We start from the raw sequence: 13516 nt of genomic DNA, 5'->3' as shown, positions 1-13516 counted from the left end.
GGTAGTGACATCGTAACAGGCCGAGTTTCTAACAAAAAATCGCGCTGACGTGCTCAGACAACTTTAAGGTTGTTCTACGACTCAGCTCACAGGACTAGCTCACGCGAGCCTGCGGCATTTCGTCGTAATCGTCGTCATCAAAGCGGTAGTCAGTGTAGGCCAGATCTGCGAAATCCGGGTCCTCATCATCAAGCTCGACTACTACCGCGCCGGGACGGCGCAGTCGCTGTGGAATTCCCAGCTCGTCATCCTCGCGGTTACGCACACCGAGGCGGGCCATCTTCATACGGCGAATTCGGCGAGCCCGCAGTTCCTGCTCTGCACGCACGGTGCGGCGCAGGTTGACCAGGTACAGGGTCATCAAGCCGACGCCGACCAGTGGAATCCACCAGGTCCAACCACCGGCGAAAGCAGCGATGATGACCGTGACTGCGATAAACGCTGCCAACCCAGCAACAGAACGGCGGCGGCGAGCAAAGCGAGTCTCAGCGTACTGGGCATCCGAAATCGGATCGAACCCACCGCGACCACGGCGCTTCTCAGCGAACGCGTAATCATCTTCGGTCAAGGTGTCATCGACAGCGACTGCGTCATCGTTGGACTCGACAGCGTGGTCACTGTCGTTCTCGACGGTCGCATCGAGTTCTGCCTGCTCGTCTACGGTGTCTGCTGCCTCTTCAGTCTCAGAGAGAGCCTCAGCGTCAACGTGCTCAGCGTCAGCCGCGGCACCGGAATCAGCGTCAGATTCAACAGCATCTTCGAACATCAAGTCATCGGCGTCGACGAATTGACGGCGAACGTCAACGCTCACATCGGAAGAGGACTCATCTGCACGAACCACGTCACCTTCGGCAGAGGCGACGGCGGAGTCAGATTCAGCATCCTCGTCATCAACGACAGCCTGCAGCGACTGGTCTGCAGACTCATCATCGGATACGTCCAGGTCAGAGCGGTCAGAAGACTCAGCAGTGGCTTCCTCGGTAGCGGAATCATCCGCCTGCGGGGTCTCCTCCTCTGCATCTGCTGCTTCCAGCTCGTAGACGATATCGCCGTCGACGACGGCCGGGTCGGCCGCCTCGTCCACGGTGTCGTCGATAAGCACGTCGCTGACATCGAAGTCATCGTCGACCTGCGCGTCAACGGTTTCGAGAGAATCGTCGACTTCTTCGGCCACGCGCACGTCCGACTCCTTAAAAGACGGACGACGGCGCGTCGTGGCCAGCTCCTCGCCACCACGATGCAGCACGCGGGTCTTACCTAGCGCATCGGAGGTACGACGAATCGGCTTGCGCGTATTGACCACCAGCGGGGCCAGCACAAACAGCCACAGTACAACGATGAGTATCAGCAACAGTGAAGTTGACATATTTTGTGTCTCCTTGCGATTTCGCCCGGGGTTTCGCCGTCTCTCCCCGGCCCAAATACGCCGCCCACATGCCCTTCCACAGAGGCATTTACGAAGGCAGTCAGCGTATCTAGAGCGAATTCGCCCAATAGTAGAGTTGTCATCACCCTATCGGCGTGTGTTACTCAGACTACTCAGGCGCGCCGTTGCGGTGGGTATTTCTCCGCCTCTTCATAATGCGCACGACCACTCGCCACGATGAGGTCCACTGCACTGCCCTCCCCCACCCGCGCATAGGTCAGATGATCGCGCCACGCACCATCCATGTGGAAGGCTTCCCGCGCCACGCCCTCATACTCGAACCCACAGTTTTCCAGCACGCGTATCGACGGGACATTGCTGTCCAACACAGTCGCTTCAATTCGGTGGACGCCAACTTTCTTGGCATAATCCGACGCCAACGCCACTGCAGCAGTGGCGACTCCTCCACCTGTAAAGCTGCTACCGACCCAATAGCCAATCCAGGCGTGAGCGACGGGGAAAGGCGTAATACCTCCGAGCGTGAGCATGCCGGCGAACTGGCCGTCTACCTCAATGGTGGAAACAATCATGTCTCCTGCAGCCTCTGAACGACGCCAACTGCGAAGGTTACGGCGGAAAACGGAAACCTTGTGGGCGCTATCCCAGTCGTCGTCGAGGGTTGGCTCCACAGGCCGCAAAATGGGCTCGTCGCGCAGCCGCAGCGCCCGCCATGCAGAGGCATCAGAGCGCTCTGGCACACGCAGGCGAACTCGGCCACCACTGGTTATTAGACGAGAAGTACGCACAGCAACAATACTCGCGGTAGTGGGGTGCGGTTAGGCTTGGCGCGCCATGAACAGCACGTCAACGACATCTCCAGGACGCACGTGTAGCACATCTTCCGGAATCACGATGAGACTGTTGGCTTCCGACATTCCGGCCAGAAGGTGGGCTTGCGCACCGCCGGAACCGCCCAGCGGCTGAACCATGTATTCGCCGGTTTCGCGGTCCCGCATGAGCTGGCCACGGATGTACCCGCGGCGCTTCTCCGCCGACTCAATCGGACCGACAGCACGAGCGGTGACAGCGCGGCGGCGGGGATTGCGCTTACCCAACGCCAGTCGAATGAGGGGACGAACCATGACCTCAAAAACGACCAATGCGCCGACCGGATTCGACGGCAGGAGGAACGTTGGAATCTTGTCATCTCCCAGCAGACCAAAGCCTTGGACTGAACCAGGATGCATAGCGATGCGGGAGACATCAACCTCGCCCAATTCAGTCAGCACACGGCGAATCTGCTCCCCCGCAGCACCGCCGACAGCCCCCGTGATGACCAAAAGCTCACTGCGAATGAGCTGGCCTTCGATGATTTCCCGAATGCGACGGGGCTCACCGGTGGCAATACCCACCCGGTGTACCTCGGCCCCAGCATCGCGGCCGGCTGCAGCCAGCGCGTAGGAGTTGACGTCGTAAACCTGACCGAGCCCCGGCGTGCGGTCAACATCGACCAACTCATTACCAATGGAAATCACGGACATACGCGGCTTGGGGTGCACCAAGACCTTCGAACGCCCTACCGCTGCTAGCAATCCAACCTGTGACGGCGAAATTACCGAGTCCAAGGACACCGCCACGTCACCCGGCTGCACGTCGTCACCGACCTTGCGCACAAAGTCACCGGAGTAGACCGGATGGAGAACATTAACTCGACGGCCACCGCGGTCGGTCCAGTTTAGGGGCACGACGGCGTCGGCAAGCGATGGCAGCGGCGCACCAGTTTGTACGCGCACGGCCTGCTTCGGCTGTAGCCGCATCGGGTGGTGAGACCCGGCTGTCACCTCACCGACAACAGGTAGCTCAACCTCGCGAAAATCAACATCACTCTGACGCGCATCCGGAGGTAAAGACCCAGATTCGCCGACGATATCGACAGCGCGCACCGCATAACCATCGATTGCTGACTGCACGAATCCGGGCAACGGCTGCTCTGCGATGACGTCCTCGGCACACAACATGCCGAGGGATTCCGAAATAGCAACGCGCACAGGATCAGGCATCACAGCGTGTGCGGTGATTGCCGCCAACTGTTCTTCCACAGAACGCATGTTTTACCTTCCTCGGCACCAACCCGCGGTGCGCTTTATGGCTATTCAGCTTCTCAGTACAAGCCTCTAGATAAATACAGCCTCTATAAAAAGGCTTTAGGCCTGTTCATCCTGCGCCAGACGCTGCTGCATGTAGTCGCGCAGCCCCTCGCCGTAGTCCGGATGCCTGAGTCCAAAGTCTACGCAAGCACGAATGAAGCCACCAGGATTTCCCAGGTCATGGCGGAACCCCTTGTGGACGACCACATGAACCGGATGCCCCTCTTGAATCAACAGCTCAATTGCATCGGTGAGCTGGTACTCGCCGCCCTTACCGCGCGGGATGCGGCGAAGCGCATCGAAGATGGCACGATCGAGCAAGTAACGTCCGACTGCAACGAAGTTGGATGGAGCATCCGCAGGGTCCGGCTTTTCCACCATGCCTTTGACTCGCTTCACATCGTCCCAGGCATCGGCGTCGGCCGCGTCCGCACCGAGCTCACCCGACTCCGCCGGAGTGGCGTCCTCGATATCGAAGACACCGTAGTTGTAGACCTCTTCGTGAGGAATTTCCAGCGCGCACAGTACCGAGCCACCGAAACGCTCACGCACTTCCGTCATGCGATCCATCACGCCCACAGGGAGCACGAGATCGTCGGGAAGCATGACTGCAACGCTATCCTCATTGTCTGCGAGCAGCGGCTCTGCGACCAGCACTGCATGGCCCAGCCCCAGTGGCCGATCCTGGACAACGGATTCCACGCGAATGACCTCGGTGGCGCGGCGCACCTTCGCTGCAATTTTGTCCTTGCCGCGCTCGGCGAGAGTCTGCTCAAGATCCGGGCGTGGGTCGAAGTGCCCAAGCACGCCATCCTTACTCGGCGCCGTGACAATAGCCAGGCGTTGCGCACCAGCGGCGGCGGCCTCTTCCGCGATGATCTCGATGCCCGGCGTATCAACCACGGGCAGCAATTCTTTCGGCACTGTCTTGGTAGCAGGCAAGAATCGTGTACCCATGCCCGCGGCAGGAACGATGACAGTTCGAACCGGAGTAGTCATGTCCGAACCAGACTCTTTAGACGATGAGACCATAATGGCAACGATACCTATATAACTTCCATTTGCTCGGAGGCTGACCCCGCTTTTTCAACCCATTAATCAGAAATTTTCTCCTGCGCTGACGACCGAGGTCGCTTCTCTACCTGACAGAGTAAGTTTGCAGGTATGGCTCCGCTTCCCGAAACCACGTCCGATTTCAAAGCGCGCACACGGCACGAGGTACTCGCCGCGCGCGCCACCAAGGGGCAGCATGAGCGCATGCTTGACGACGAGGCACTGGTACAGCGGTTGCAAAAATGGGTATCCGATACCGCCGGAGACCTTACAAAACCCGTCATTGCCGCTTATGTTCCCGCTGGTGACGAACCCGGCGCAAGCGTTTCTGGGTCGACTGGCGGTGAGCCCGGCCAGGGTTTTGTGGAGGCTCTGGCCAACGCGGTTCCCGGAGCGCGGATTCTGCTTCCTGTCTGTCCTCCCGGCCCGCCACAACCGCTGCACTGGGGCTACTACGCCGGAAGCTTCAGCAAGGGGCGTTTTGGACTGTTGGAACCTGTTCCAGTCGAAGACTCTGCGGGCCCCGAGGAACTAAGTGTTGCCGATGTCATTATTCTGCCGGCAGTTGCGGCCGACCCCTCAACCGGAATGCGGCTAGGGCGTGGCGCTGGCTATTACGATCGCAGCTTGGTTTTCGCTCGACGAGACGGCGGTACGGATGGAGCGAGAGCTGCTGCCATCGCTGTTGCAGTTTTCGATACCGAATTACGCACGGAGCTTTCTTACGATGAGCACGACATTCCTGCCGATTATGTGATTACACCAGCGGGGATTTCAAAGATTTAATGGAACCGATTCCGGGTTTTTCGCGCCTAACTTAATATGAGCCCAAAACACTCGCCCCGGTTTCCGCGTCTATTCCGAAAGCTCCGACCCGCAACTATTCGGCGGATAGTTGCAGTCGCTGTTTTCCTATGTGCGGTCGGACTGGCGGCGGCGGAGTCCTTGACACCCCGCAGCGGCCATATCCGGGTAGTGATTAGCGCAAAATCCATTGCCGCTGGCGCATCGGTGTCAGAACAAGATGTGACTTTCAAGGACATTCCCCGGGAGCTCGTTCCCAGCGGGGCCGTAACAGACATTGCTTCTGCACAGGGACGCACTCTGGCCACCAGTATGTCGCCAGGAGAGATACTCACAGAGCAGCGAATGGTCGGCCCGTCGCTAGCCAAGTCGCTGACTGGGACATCGGAAAGCAAAATTATTGCCATCACGTTGACTGATGCGGGCATTGTGTCCGCTCTTCGCACTGGTGACAGCGTGGACATTGTGTCGACTGCCGAAGAGCGCGGGATGGCGGCGCCGCTTGCACACGGGGCTAGGGTGGTCAACATCGTCGACGAAGAGGTGGTTTTGGTTGCACTGCCCACTGGCGCCGCGGAGGTGGTGGCAGCGGCATCGCTAACTTCCCCGCTCACACTGTTACTCTCGGGTTAGTGACCAACGTCTCACCGATTACAAGATTTCATGGTCCTGAACAGCGTCTTCCGTAGAAAGTTGACTTGTCCCATAACTTGGTGCCGGGATACAATGATTGGGCAATTCAAAATTACGATTAGAACTAAGAAGAGTGGCACTGCCGGACAGAGCACTGCCCTGTTTCTGAAATCGTATGGGCCTGCATTGAGCAACGCGATGACTCACAGGTCTCGTTTGGTTTGTTCCGTTTCTACAGAAGGAAATTTCCTATGCTTAAGGGCTTTAAAGAGTTCATCATGCGCGGCAACGTCATCGATCTGGCGGTCGGTGTTGTCATCGGTGCTGCGTTCACCGCAATCGTCACTGCTTTCACCGAAAGCCTGCTCGAGCCGCTGCTGAACACCATCGGTGGCGCTGAGGTCACTGGCCTTGGCTTCGAGATCATCAGCGGCAACCCGTCGACCTACCTTGACTTTGCAGCTGTCATCACCGCAGTAATCAACTTCCTGCTGGTCGCAGCGGTTGTCTACTTCGTCATCGTTGCTCCGATGAACAAGTTCAACTCGATGCGTGAGGCTCGCCTGGAGACCTCCGCTGAGCCGGAGGTCACCGAGGCTGACCTGCTGACCGAGATTCGTGACCTGCTGGCAGAACAGAACGGCAAGCCGAAGTCGGAACTGAACTAGCCTCGAGCTGTTAGTTGAGACCTTCCGACAAGAAGCTAACTAACGCCTTTGCACAGCGCTCATCCCCAATGGGGTGGGCGCTGTTTTGTCCAGTAGTCCGCGTCAAAACCACGAGCATCCTCCGGAGATTCATCGTGATAGCGCACTGTGCGCGCGGTTTTCGCACTGCGCGACTGGGCAAAGTTTTTCGCCGGTGCACCTGCGCGACGACGTTGCCTACGACTGCCACTGCGCGGCGCAGCTTGCTCGGGCTGATTGGGTTGATTGGGCTGATTGGGCTGATTGGCGTCGCCCATTCCTAGACGCTCCAGCGGCAGAGATCATCAAGCACATGAGAGACCAGCGGGAGAATTGTCGCCATGCCATCGCGCACTGCAGCGCGCGACTCCGCGAGATTGATAATCACCGTCTGACCGGACACACCAGCCAACCCGCGTGACAGCCCCGCATCCAAGGCGCCAGCTCCCATACCGGAGTTACGAATAGCCTGCTCAATGCCCTGCAGTCGTACATCGAGAACTTTGCGAGTGGCATCCGGGGTCTTCGCACGAGGCCCAACGCCAACGCCTCCCACCGTGACGACCAAATCCGCGCCACCAACAACAGCGGTATCAAGCGCCTTCCGGATCTCACGCTTCACAGCGCCGGTGCTGACCACGGCATCGACCGAGTAGCCGTCTTCTTCCAACAGCTCAACCATGAGCGAAGCCGCAGCATCCGGGTTCTCGAAATGATCGCCCACGAGGACTACAAACGCATTTCGGACCTGGCCGTCGTCGTTGATAAGACGCTCCATCTCAGCGAGGTTAACGTCACTTGGCTCAGTACTCACAGTTTCACTCATCTGCTCTAACTCGCTTTCTCCCACAGCTCTACGCTCGAAGTTTCACTCGAAAATCTTTTACAGATGGTGAGCTACTACTCCACCACGCTGCTTATCAATCCTGAGCTTCTGCCAAGGTGACATCGACTGTTCGCTCGTTGCCGCCTCGCTCATCTGTAACTGTAAGTGTGACAGAATCCCCGATCCGATGCGAGCGGATAGCCGCAATTAGCGCAACGCCGTTGTCAAGTGTGCGGTCATCAACCTTGGTAATCAGGTCACCGTCTTTCAGTCCCGCTTTGTCAGCTGGGCCGCCTGGCGTTACCTCCCGCACCAGTGCACCACGTGCAATCGGACGCGAATCAATCTGGGCACCAATGACAGGCATCCGGGCCTTACCGGAATCAATGAGGTCTTCCGCTATGCGACGAGCCTGATTAACCGGAATAGCGAAACCAAGGCCAATGCTGCCCGCTTGCTCCGATCCCGCACTGTTAGAGGCAATCACACTGGGCACACCGATAAGGTTGCCTTCCATATCCACTAGCGCTCCACCGGAATTACCCGGATTAATCGCCGCGTCGGTCTGGATTGCATCAATTACCGAAGACTGACCGTCTTCACCCGCGGCGGTGACCGGACGATTCTTGGCGGAGACAATGCCCTGTGTGACAGTGGAGGTCAGTCCCAGTGGCGAGCCAACGGCCACCACTTCCTGGCCAACCTGGACCTGCGAGGAATTGCCCAGTGAAATTGGGCGCAGCCCGTTAACACCTTCAATTCGAATAACGGCGATATCAGTAGCTGCATCCCCTGCAACCAGAGTTGCCGGGTGCGTCGTGCCGTCGGCCAGCAAGACTTCCATTTGTGCGTCCGGGCCAGCGCCTGCGACGACGTGATTATTCGTCAGGACCAGACCGTCGGACGACAGAATGGACCCTGAGCCCGACGCTGTGCCCCGCTCCGAGGCAGTGGTGATGGAGACGACACTGGGAAGGACCTTCTGCGCGACCTTCTCCACGGACCCCTCAGCTGCTGCTACCTGGCGGGTTTCCGCAGGCTTATCCAGCGCATTGTCCGCGGGGGCCGACGACTGCGAGTTGTGAACTACCCATGCGCCGACACCGCCGCCAATACCGGCCGAGCACAGCATTAGGGCAGCGACTGCCAGCGCCCCCATGCCCTTAGCCCCCTGGGCACCCTTCGTCTTCTGCTGATTGGCCGCAACGTCCCACTCTGAACCGCCTCCGTAAGCGCCGTTCGGCTGAGACGGGATGGTGTTGTAGTGGGAATTCTCCCAGCCGCGCTCATTGACAGAAAACTGGCTTGTCTCACCAGCATCCCCCATGGCACGGTTCTCGCTGAAGGTGTGAGATTGCGAGGAGTAGTGTCCCCGCTCATCTCCTCGCGAGGAATCGTTGAAAGAGTTGCTCATACGTAATACCTTGCACTGTCTGTCTAACAATTGGCTGAGAGCAGTCTGCGGTCTCGCCGATAATTCCCCGAATGAAACACCTAATCCCCGCCACGCACTTCCTTAAAAGGCCGCACGCAGCGGGGATTACATCGACTTTGACGTGGGGCTATGCGTTTCTAGCTAGGCTCTTGAGCTGAATCGGAGTCTTCATCTCTTCCGCTGTACGGGCTGCCCGGCAGCGTCACCCGCATCAAAGCACCGCCATCTTCGGATTCATCGGCAGTAATTGTGCCCCCGTGTCGGACGATGACTGACTTCACAATGGCCAACCCCAGGCCGGATCCAGGCATAGACCGTGACTGAATGGAACGGTAGAAACGCTCGAAGACCTTGTGACGATCTTCCTTCGGGATTCCCGGCCCCGAGTCCGCCACCGTGAACTCAGCGACAACCTCGCTGAGGGGCGTCAGACGAACCCGCACGGTGCCATTTTCTGGCGACCATTTTGCAGCGTTGTCCATCAAGTTCAAAACTGCGCGGCCAAGCCCCGCCGGATCCCCGTAGACATACCACGGAGTAGTCTGCACGTCGAAAGTGATATCCGGCCGACGACGTTCAACACGCGCCAACGACGTGGAAATGATCTCATCGACATCGACATGCTCAATAACCTGTTGCGGGCCATCTTCGCGTGCCAAATCAACGAGGTCACCAACCAATGTCGACAACTCTTCCAGCTGTGCGATGACGTCAGCTTCCAAATCCGCGCGATCCGCATCCGAGATTGCCGCTCCCGAGCGGGAGGCCATCATCAGCAGCTCAATATTTGTTCGCAACGACGTCAGCGGAGTCTTCAACTCATGACCAGCATCTGCGACCAGCTCCGCCTGCTTAATGCGCGATGCTTGAAGTGCAGCCAACATCTCGTTGAAACTGCGAGTAAAGCGTGCAAGCTCATCGTCCCCCTCCACGGGGATTGGGCGCAGCTCATCGGTCTCCGTTACTCGCTCCGCGGCAATGCGCAACCGAGTGACCGGACGCAGACCAGTTGTTGCCACAGTAATACCTGATCCGATGGCGAAGAGAATTCCGATAGCAGAAATACTCAGCAGCACTGCACCGAGCGATTTCAAGACTGACTGCGTCGAGTTCAAGTCCTGCGAGAGAATCAGCGTCGCACCATCTTCGGCGCGGACGGCATATACACGACGGCCGTTGTACTCATCGGTACGAATCGATTCCTGTCGATTCCCTCGCAACACTGCGAGTTCCGGGCCACCAATAGAGATTGAGCCGCCGCCCTTACCCGCCACACTGCCGTGAGCAAAGTACACCGCGTCCAAATCGGGGTTCAGAATCCTGTTTGAGTCCGCCTCAAAAGAGGGACCAATGGCAAACTCCGACGCATACGGGGACATAAGCAGTTTTTCCGCCTGGCTACGGAGGTTACTATCCACTTCGCGGTACAGCGTTGCCTGCACAGTAAAAAACGCAGCCAACGTCATCAGCCCCACAGACATCGCCACAATGAGCGCCGTCAAAATGGTCAGCCGCCAACGCAGTGAAGGGATACGCGAACTCCGGGGCAGATCAACGAGGGGCTCCCTTACCGTCCTCTCAGCATCCGCGGACTTCTCTTGCTTTTCACCGGCACCTTGTCCAGGAGTGACCTCGGTGGCGGAACGCTGATCTGATTGCACGCCACCGCCGGTCGAACGACGACGGCGCAACATCACGGTGCGGTCTCCCGCATCACATAACCGACACCACGCACGGTGTGAATCAGACGCGGCTCTCCCTCTGCCTCAGTCTTGCGACGCAGGTAGCCAATGTAGACCTCAAGCGCATTGCCGGACGTCGGGAAGTCATATCCCCAGACGTCCTCCAAAATGGCGGTACGGGAGAGTACACGCCGAGGGTTGCTCATCAGCAATTCCAGCAGCGCAAATTCTGTACGAGTGAGACTAATGCGGCGTTCACCGCGGAAGACCTCACGAGTTTCCGGGTCAAGGGAGAGATCCTCAAACTGCAGAGTTGCGGCATCCTCCATCGCAGGCACTTCCAAAGCAGAACGACGAAGGAGTGAACGCACACGAGCGAGTAGCTCTTCCAATGCGAAAGGCTTAGGCAGGTAGTCGTCTGCGCCGGCATCAAGACCAGCTACGCGCTCGGAGACCGAATCACGTGCAGTCAACATCATGACCGGCAAATCATCGCCTTCGCTGCGAAGCCGACGGCAAACATCGAGGCCGTCGAGCTTCGGCATCATGACATCCAGAATGGCTAAATCCGGACGATCCTTGGCAATCTTTTCCAAGGCCTCTGCGCCATCCTCGGCGAGCTCGACCGTGTAGCCATTAAAAGTCAACGATCGCCGCAACGCTTCGCGTACCGCTTGATCGTCATCAACTACCAAAATCTTCATACTGCCCATTGTGCCTTGAAAATATAAGGTAAGTGTAAATGTGACACAGATTCTTCGTGAGAGAGCTCGCAAAAACTGGGCATAGAAATCAAAAACCTCACCCCATCGCCAAGTACAAGCGATGGGGTGAGGTTTAAAGAGCTCTTTATCAACTGTTCCTTACACACTGAACGCGCTCTGGGCGCTCGAGGCGCTCCGCGGTTCAGCGAGGAACGTTGTCAGCATCCTTAAAGATGCGCGTTAGAACTTCTCGACGTCAACCAGGCCGAGCTGAACAGCCTTGGCGATGCGACGAGGAACGTTGTAGACGCGGCCGTTTACCTTGACTTCCTGGAGAGCGACGTTGTTGCTCTTCCACTGGGAACGGCGAGCGCGGGTGTTAGCACGCGACATGCGACGCTTTGGTACTGCCATTTTCTTATTCCCCTCCTATTCTTAGTTCTTCTTCGCGCGGCGAATGCGGTTACCGTAACGACGCTGGAACTTCTCGACGCGACCAGCGGTGTCCATGACACGCTGAGCACCGGTCCAGAACGGGTGCGACTCGCTGGTGACGTCAACGACGATCAGCGGGTACTCGTTACCGTCTTCCCACTCGACAGTGCGGTCGGAGGTGGCGGTGGAACGGGTAAGGAAAGAGTGACCCGTGCCTGCGTCCTTGAAAACCACCGGGTGGTAATCAGGATGGATGTCCTTCTTCATTAATTCTCGTTTCCCTCAGGATTGAACTTCAGGTCGCTTTCACCCAGCTAACAGCGGGAGAATCGTGCCTGAGTTGGGTACGAACACGACTTACAATGACACGCACCAGGTCAATATTTCTACAAACCGGCGTGTGACACTCGATGGAATATTACAGGCTCTAGCCCGAAAATTAAAAAAGGCCCCTGCACTAACGCCCGTCGTCAAGCGGGAGCCCGTCAACAAGCACGAACTTTATGACGGCATTAGAGAGTTGCGCCACGAAAACCACAGTGGAACAGCGATTAGGTTATCCCGCAACTCGTGTGTAAACTGTTCTCTCGCTGTTGTCTAGTTATTCGTTTACGCGCTCAGCGTCGAGTGTCAATGGGCAGCGCCCCGGAAAAGGCCAGGTGGAATCCTCGGTTACTCAATAATCCGGCGTGGCGCACCAGTGATGTCGGCATTGGGCGGCAAGGAAGCAAAGGAATCCCTATGTCGGCGATTTGCCAGGTTACGGGACGCAAGCCGTCTTTCGGCAAGACCGTGTCCCACTCCCACCGGCGCACGTCGCGCCGTTGGAACCCCAACGTGCAGCGTAAGAAGTTCTACCTCGCCTCTGAGGGGCGTCACATCACTCTGAATGTGTCCCCGAAGGGTCTGAAGACCATCGACAAGTACGGTATCGAGGCTGTTGTTGCTCAGATTCGTGCACGTGGGGAGAAGATCTAAAAAATGGCACGTAATGACATTCGTCCAATCATCAAGCTGAAGTCCACTGCGGGCACCGGTTACACCTACGTGACCCGTAAGAACAAGCGCAACACCCCGGACCGTATCACCATTAAGAAGTACGATCCGGTTGTCCGCAAGCACGTCGAATTCCGCGAGGAGCGCTAATTCATGGCTAAGAAGTCCAAGATTGCCAAGAACGAGCAGCGCAAGGAAATCGTCGCTCGTTATGCAGAACGTCGCGCTGAACTGAAGCGCATCATCAAGTCCCCGCACTCCACTGACGAAGAGCGCATGGACGCACAGTACGAGCTGAACCGTCAGCCGCGTGACGCGTCCCCGATTCGCGTCCGCAACCGTGACGCTGCAGATGGTCGCCCGCGCGGCTACCTCCGCAAGTTCGGTCTGTCCCGTGTCCGCGTTCGTGAGATGGCCCACCGTGGCGAACTCCCGGGCGTCCGTAAGTCCAGCTGGTAAGTCGAGGAGCACCAATGAAGCGCAATCACTCTAACAAGAAGGCGCGGATGGAGCAGTCCCGCCGCCCGAAGAAGAACCCACTCAAGGCCGCAGGCGTTGAGAAGGTTGATTACAAGGACATTAACCTGCTCCGCCAGTTCATCTCTGACCGTGGCAAGATTCGTTCTCGCCGCGTCACCGGTCTGACTCCGCAGCAGCAGCGCCAGGTCGCTACCGCTGTGAAGAACGCCCGCGAGATGGCACTCCTGCCGTTCACCAGCCGCTAAAGATGGCTGGTCGGCGGGAGCCGA

At 57.9% G+C, this 13516-nt stretch carries 17 protein-coding genes; 7 read left to right on the top strand and 10 right to left on the bottom strand.

Annotated elements, in window-relative coordinates; genetic code table 11:
- Positions 1-94: 94 nt before the first annotated feature.
- The 4 genes from glpR to HMPREF2787_RS02630 form a co-directional block, all read right to left on the bottom strand.
- Entirely contained in the window at positions 95-1366 is a 1272-nt protein-coding gene (gene glpR / locus HMPREF2787_RS02645) for a divisome protein SepX/GlpR (protein WP_070858310.1), read from the bottom strand.
- A gap of 173 nt (positions 1367-1539) precedes the next feature.
- Positions 1540-2172 carry a GNAT family N-acetyltransferase gene (locus HMPREF2787_RS02640; RefSeq protein WP_070858309.1) on the bottom strand — a complete coding sequence of 211 codons (633 nt, stop codon included), beginning with the start codon at positions 2170-2172 and terminating at the stop codon, positions 1540-1542.
- A 30-nt stretch (positions 2173-2202) separates the two neighbouring features.
- Positions 2203-3474 (bottom strand): molybdotransferase-like divisome protein Glp, encoded by a 1272-nt coding sequence (gene glp / locus HMPREF2787_RS02635; protein ID WP_070858308.1) that lies wholly within the window; start codon positions 3472-3474, stop codon positions 2203-2205.
- A 96-nt stretch (positions 3475-3570) separates the two neighbouring features.
- Positions 3571-4545: a UTP--glucose-1-phosphate uridylyltransferase gene (locus HMPREF2787_RS02630; protein ID WP_070858307.1), complete on the bottom strand. Its 975-nt coding sequence runs from the start codon at positions 4543-4545 to the stop codon at positions 3571-3573.
- Positions 4546-4677: 132 nt separating this feature from the next.
- Here HMPREF2787_RS02630 and HMPREF2787_RS02625 point away from each other — a divergent pair, with 132 nt between their 5' ends.
- From HMPREF2787_RS02625 to mscL, 3 genes are all read left to right on the top strand, one after another.
- A complete protein-coding gene (locus tag HMPREF2787_RS02625; RefSeq protein ID WP_070858306.1) occupies positions 4678-5352 on the top strand; it encodes a 5-formyltetrahydrofolate cyclo-ligase in 675 nt (224 codons plus the stop codon).
- A gap of 189 nt (positions 5353-5541) precedes the next feature.
- Positions 5542-6003, top strand: coding sequence for an SAF domain-containing protein (locus tag HMPREF2787_RS02620; RefSeq protein WP_246824171.1), 462 nt, complete (start codon positions 5542-5544; stop codon positions 6001-6003).
- A gap of 251 nt (positions 6004-6254) precedes the next feature.
- Positions 6255-6671, top strand: coding sequence for a large-conductance mechanosensitive channel protein MscL (gene mscL / locus HMPREF2787_RS02615; RefSeq protein WP_038626335.1), 417 nt, complete (start codon positions 6255-6257; stop codon positions 6669-6671).
- A 298-nt stretch (positions 6672-6969) separates the two neighbouring features.
- Here the strand turns inward: mscL and HMPREF2787_RS02610 are convergent, their stop codons facing one another.
- The 6 genes from HMPREF2787_RS02610 to HMPREF2787_RS02585 form a co-directional block, all read right to left on the bottom strand.
- Positions 6970-7467 (bottom strand): MogA/MoaB family molybdenum cofactor biosynthesis protein, encoded by a 498-nt coding sequence (locus tag HMPREF2787_RS02610; RefSeq protein ID WP_224786613.1) that lies wholly within the window; start codon positions 7465-7467, stop codon positions 6970-6972.
- A gap of 142 nt (positions 7468-7609) precedes the next feature.
- Positions 7610-8929 carry a S1C family serine protease gene (locus HMPREF2787_RS02605; protein WP_070858304.1) on the bottom strand — a complete coding sequence of 440 codons (1320 nt, stop codon included), beginning with the start codon at positions 8927-8929 and terminating at the stop codon, positions 7610-7612.
- A gap of 158 nt (positions 8930-9087) precedes the next feature.
- Positions 9088-10644: a sensor histidine kinase gene (locus HMPREF2787_RS02600; protein WP_070858303.1), complete on the bottom strand. Its 1557-nt coding sequence runs from the start codon at positions 10642-10644 to the stop codon at positions 9088-9090.
- Positions 10644-11336 carry a response regulator transcription factor gene (locus tag HMPREF2787_RS02595; protein WP_005511429.1) on the bottom strand — a complete coding sequence of 231 codons (693 nt, stop codon included), beginning with the start codon at positions 11334-11336 and terminating at the stop codon, positions 10644-10646. The genes HMPREF2787_RS02600 and HMPREF2787_RS02595 overlap by 1 nt, the downstream gene beginning before the upstream one ends.
- Positions 11337-11576: 240 nt before the next feature.
- Entirely contained in the window at positions 11577-11750 is a 174-nt protein-coding gene (gene rpmF / locus HMPREF2787_RS02590; RefSeq protein WP_005511439.1) for a 50S ribosomal protein L32, read from the bottom strand.
- Between the two features lie 21 nt (positions 11751-11771).
- The gene (locus HMPREF2787_RS02585; protein ID WP_005511390.1) at positions 11772-12038 is read right to left on the bottom strand and encodes a type B 50S ribosomal protein L31; all 267 of its coding nucleotides are present in this window, start codon (positions 12036-12038) and stop codon (positions 11772-11774) included.
- A gap of 474 nt (positions 12039-12512) precedes the next feature.
- Between HMPREF2787_RS02585 and rpmB the strand changes: the two genes are divergently transcribed.
- From rpmB to rpsR, 4 genes are read left to right on the top strand one after another with little or no spacing between them, the layout of a single operon-like run.
- Positions 12513-12749 carry a 50S ribosomal protein L28 gene (rpmB, locus tag HMPREF2787_RS02580; protein WP_016423274.1) on the top strand — a complete coding sequence of 79 codons (237 nt, stop codon included), beginning with the start codon at positions 12513-12515 and terminating at the stop codon, positions 12747-12749.
- A 3-nt stretch (positions 12750-12752) separates the two neighbouring features.
- Positions 12753-12917 (top strand): 50S ribosomal protein L33, encoded by a 165-nt coding sequence (rpmG, locus tag HMPREF2787_RS02575; RefSeq protein ID WP_005511413.1) that lies wholly within the window; start codon positions 12753-12755, stop codon positions 12915-12917.
- A 3-nt stretch (positions 12918-12920) separates the two neighbouring features.
- Entirely contained in the window at positions 12921-13226 is a 306-nt protein-coding gene (rpsN, locus tag HMPREF2787_RS02570) for a 30S ribosomal protein S14 (RefSeq protein ID WP_005511414.1), read from the top strand.
- A 14-nt stretch (positions 13227-13240) separates the two neighbouring features.
- On the top strand, positions 13241-13492 hold the full coding sequence (gene rpsR, locus HMPREF2787_RS02565) for a 30S ribosomal protein S18 (protein ID WP_005511410.1): 252 nt from the start codon (positions 13241-13243) through the stop codon (positions 13490-13492).
- The last annotated feature ends 24 nt before the right edge of the window (positions 13493-13516 follow it).

This window comes from Corynebacterium sp. HMSC061H03 (genome assembly GCF_001838215.1).
Classification (GTDB): domain Bacteria; phylum Actinomycetota; class Actinomycetes; order Mycobacteriales; family Mycobacteriaceae; genus Corynebacterium; species Corynebacterium jeikeium_D.
Note: the sequence above shows the minus strand (reverse complement) of the source record. Positions and strands in the feature narration are given on the sequence as shown.

What these genes read in the sequence shown, in the direction of transcription:
- HMPREF2787_RS02600 (WP_070858303.1), bottom strand. Translation starts at nt 10,644, where the DNA reads ATGTTGCGCCGTCGTCGTTCGACCGGCGGTGGCGTGCAATCAGATCAG.
- HMPREF2787_RS02630 (WP_070858307.1), bottom strand. Translation starts at nt 4,545, where the DNA reads ATGGTCTCATCGTCTAAAGAGTCTGGTTCGGACATGACTACTCCGGTT.
- rpsN (WP_005511414.1), top strand. Translation starts at nt 12,921, where the DNA reads ATGGCTAAGAAGTCCAAGATTGCCAAGAACGAGCAGCGCAAGGAAATC.
- HMPREF2787_RS02595 (WP_005511429.1), bottom strand. Translation starts at nt 11,336, where the DNA reads ATGAAGATTTTGGTAGTTGATGACGATCAAGCGGTACGCGAAGCGTTG.
- HMPREF2787_RS02610 (WP_224786613.1), bottom strand. Translation starts at nt 7,467, where the DNA reads ATGGAGCGTCTTATCAACGACGACGGCCAGGTCCGAAATGCGTTTGTA.
- HMPREF2787_RS02605 (WP_070858304.1), bottom strand. Translation starts at nt 8,929, where the DNA reads ATGAGCAACTCTTTCAACGATTCCTCGCGAGGAGATGAGCGGGGACAC.
- rpmG (WP_005511413.1), top strand. Translation starts at nt 12,753, where the DNA reads ATGGCACGTAATGACATTCGTCCAATCATCAAGCTGAAGTCCACTGCG.
- rpmB (WP_016423274.1), top strand. Translation starts at nt 12,513, where the DNA reads ATGTCGGCGATTTGCCAGGTTACGGGACGCAAGCCGTCTTTCGGCAAG.
- glp (WP_070858308.1), bottom strand. Translation starts at nt 3,474, where the DNA reads ATGCGTTCTGTGGAAGAACAGTTGGCGGCAATCACCGCACACGCTGTG.
- rpmF (WP_005511439.1), bottom strand. Translation starts at nt 11,750, where the DNA reads ATGGCAGTACCAAAGCGTCGCATGTCGCGTGCTAACACCCGCGCTCGC.
- HMPREF2787_RS02585 (WP_005511390.1), bottom strand. Translation starts at nt 12,038, where the DNA reads ATGAAGAAGGACATCCATCCTGATTACCACCCGGTGGTTTTCAAGGAC.
- glpR (WP_070858310.1), bottom strand. Translation starts at nt 1,366, where the DNA reads ATGTCAACTTCACTGTTGCTGATACTCATCGTTGTACTGTGGCTGTTT.
- mscL (WP_038626335.1), top strand. Translation starts at nt 6,255, where the DNA reads ATGCTTAAGGGCTTTAAAGAGTTCATCATGCGCGGCAACGTCATCGAT.
- rpsR (WP_005511410.1), top strand. Translation starts at nt 13,241, where the DNA reads ATGAAGCGCAATCACTCTAACAAGAAGGCGCGGATGGAGCAGTCCCGC.
- HMPREF2787_RS02625 (WP_070858306.1), top strand. Translation starts at nt 4,678, where the DNA reads ATGGCTCCGCTTCCCGAAACCACGTCCGATTTCAAAGCGCGCACACGG.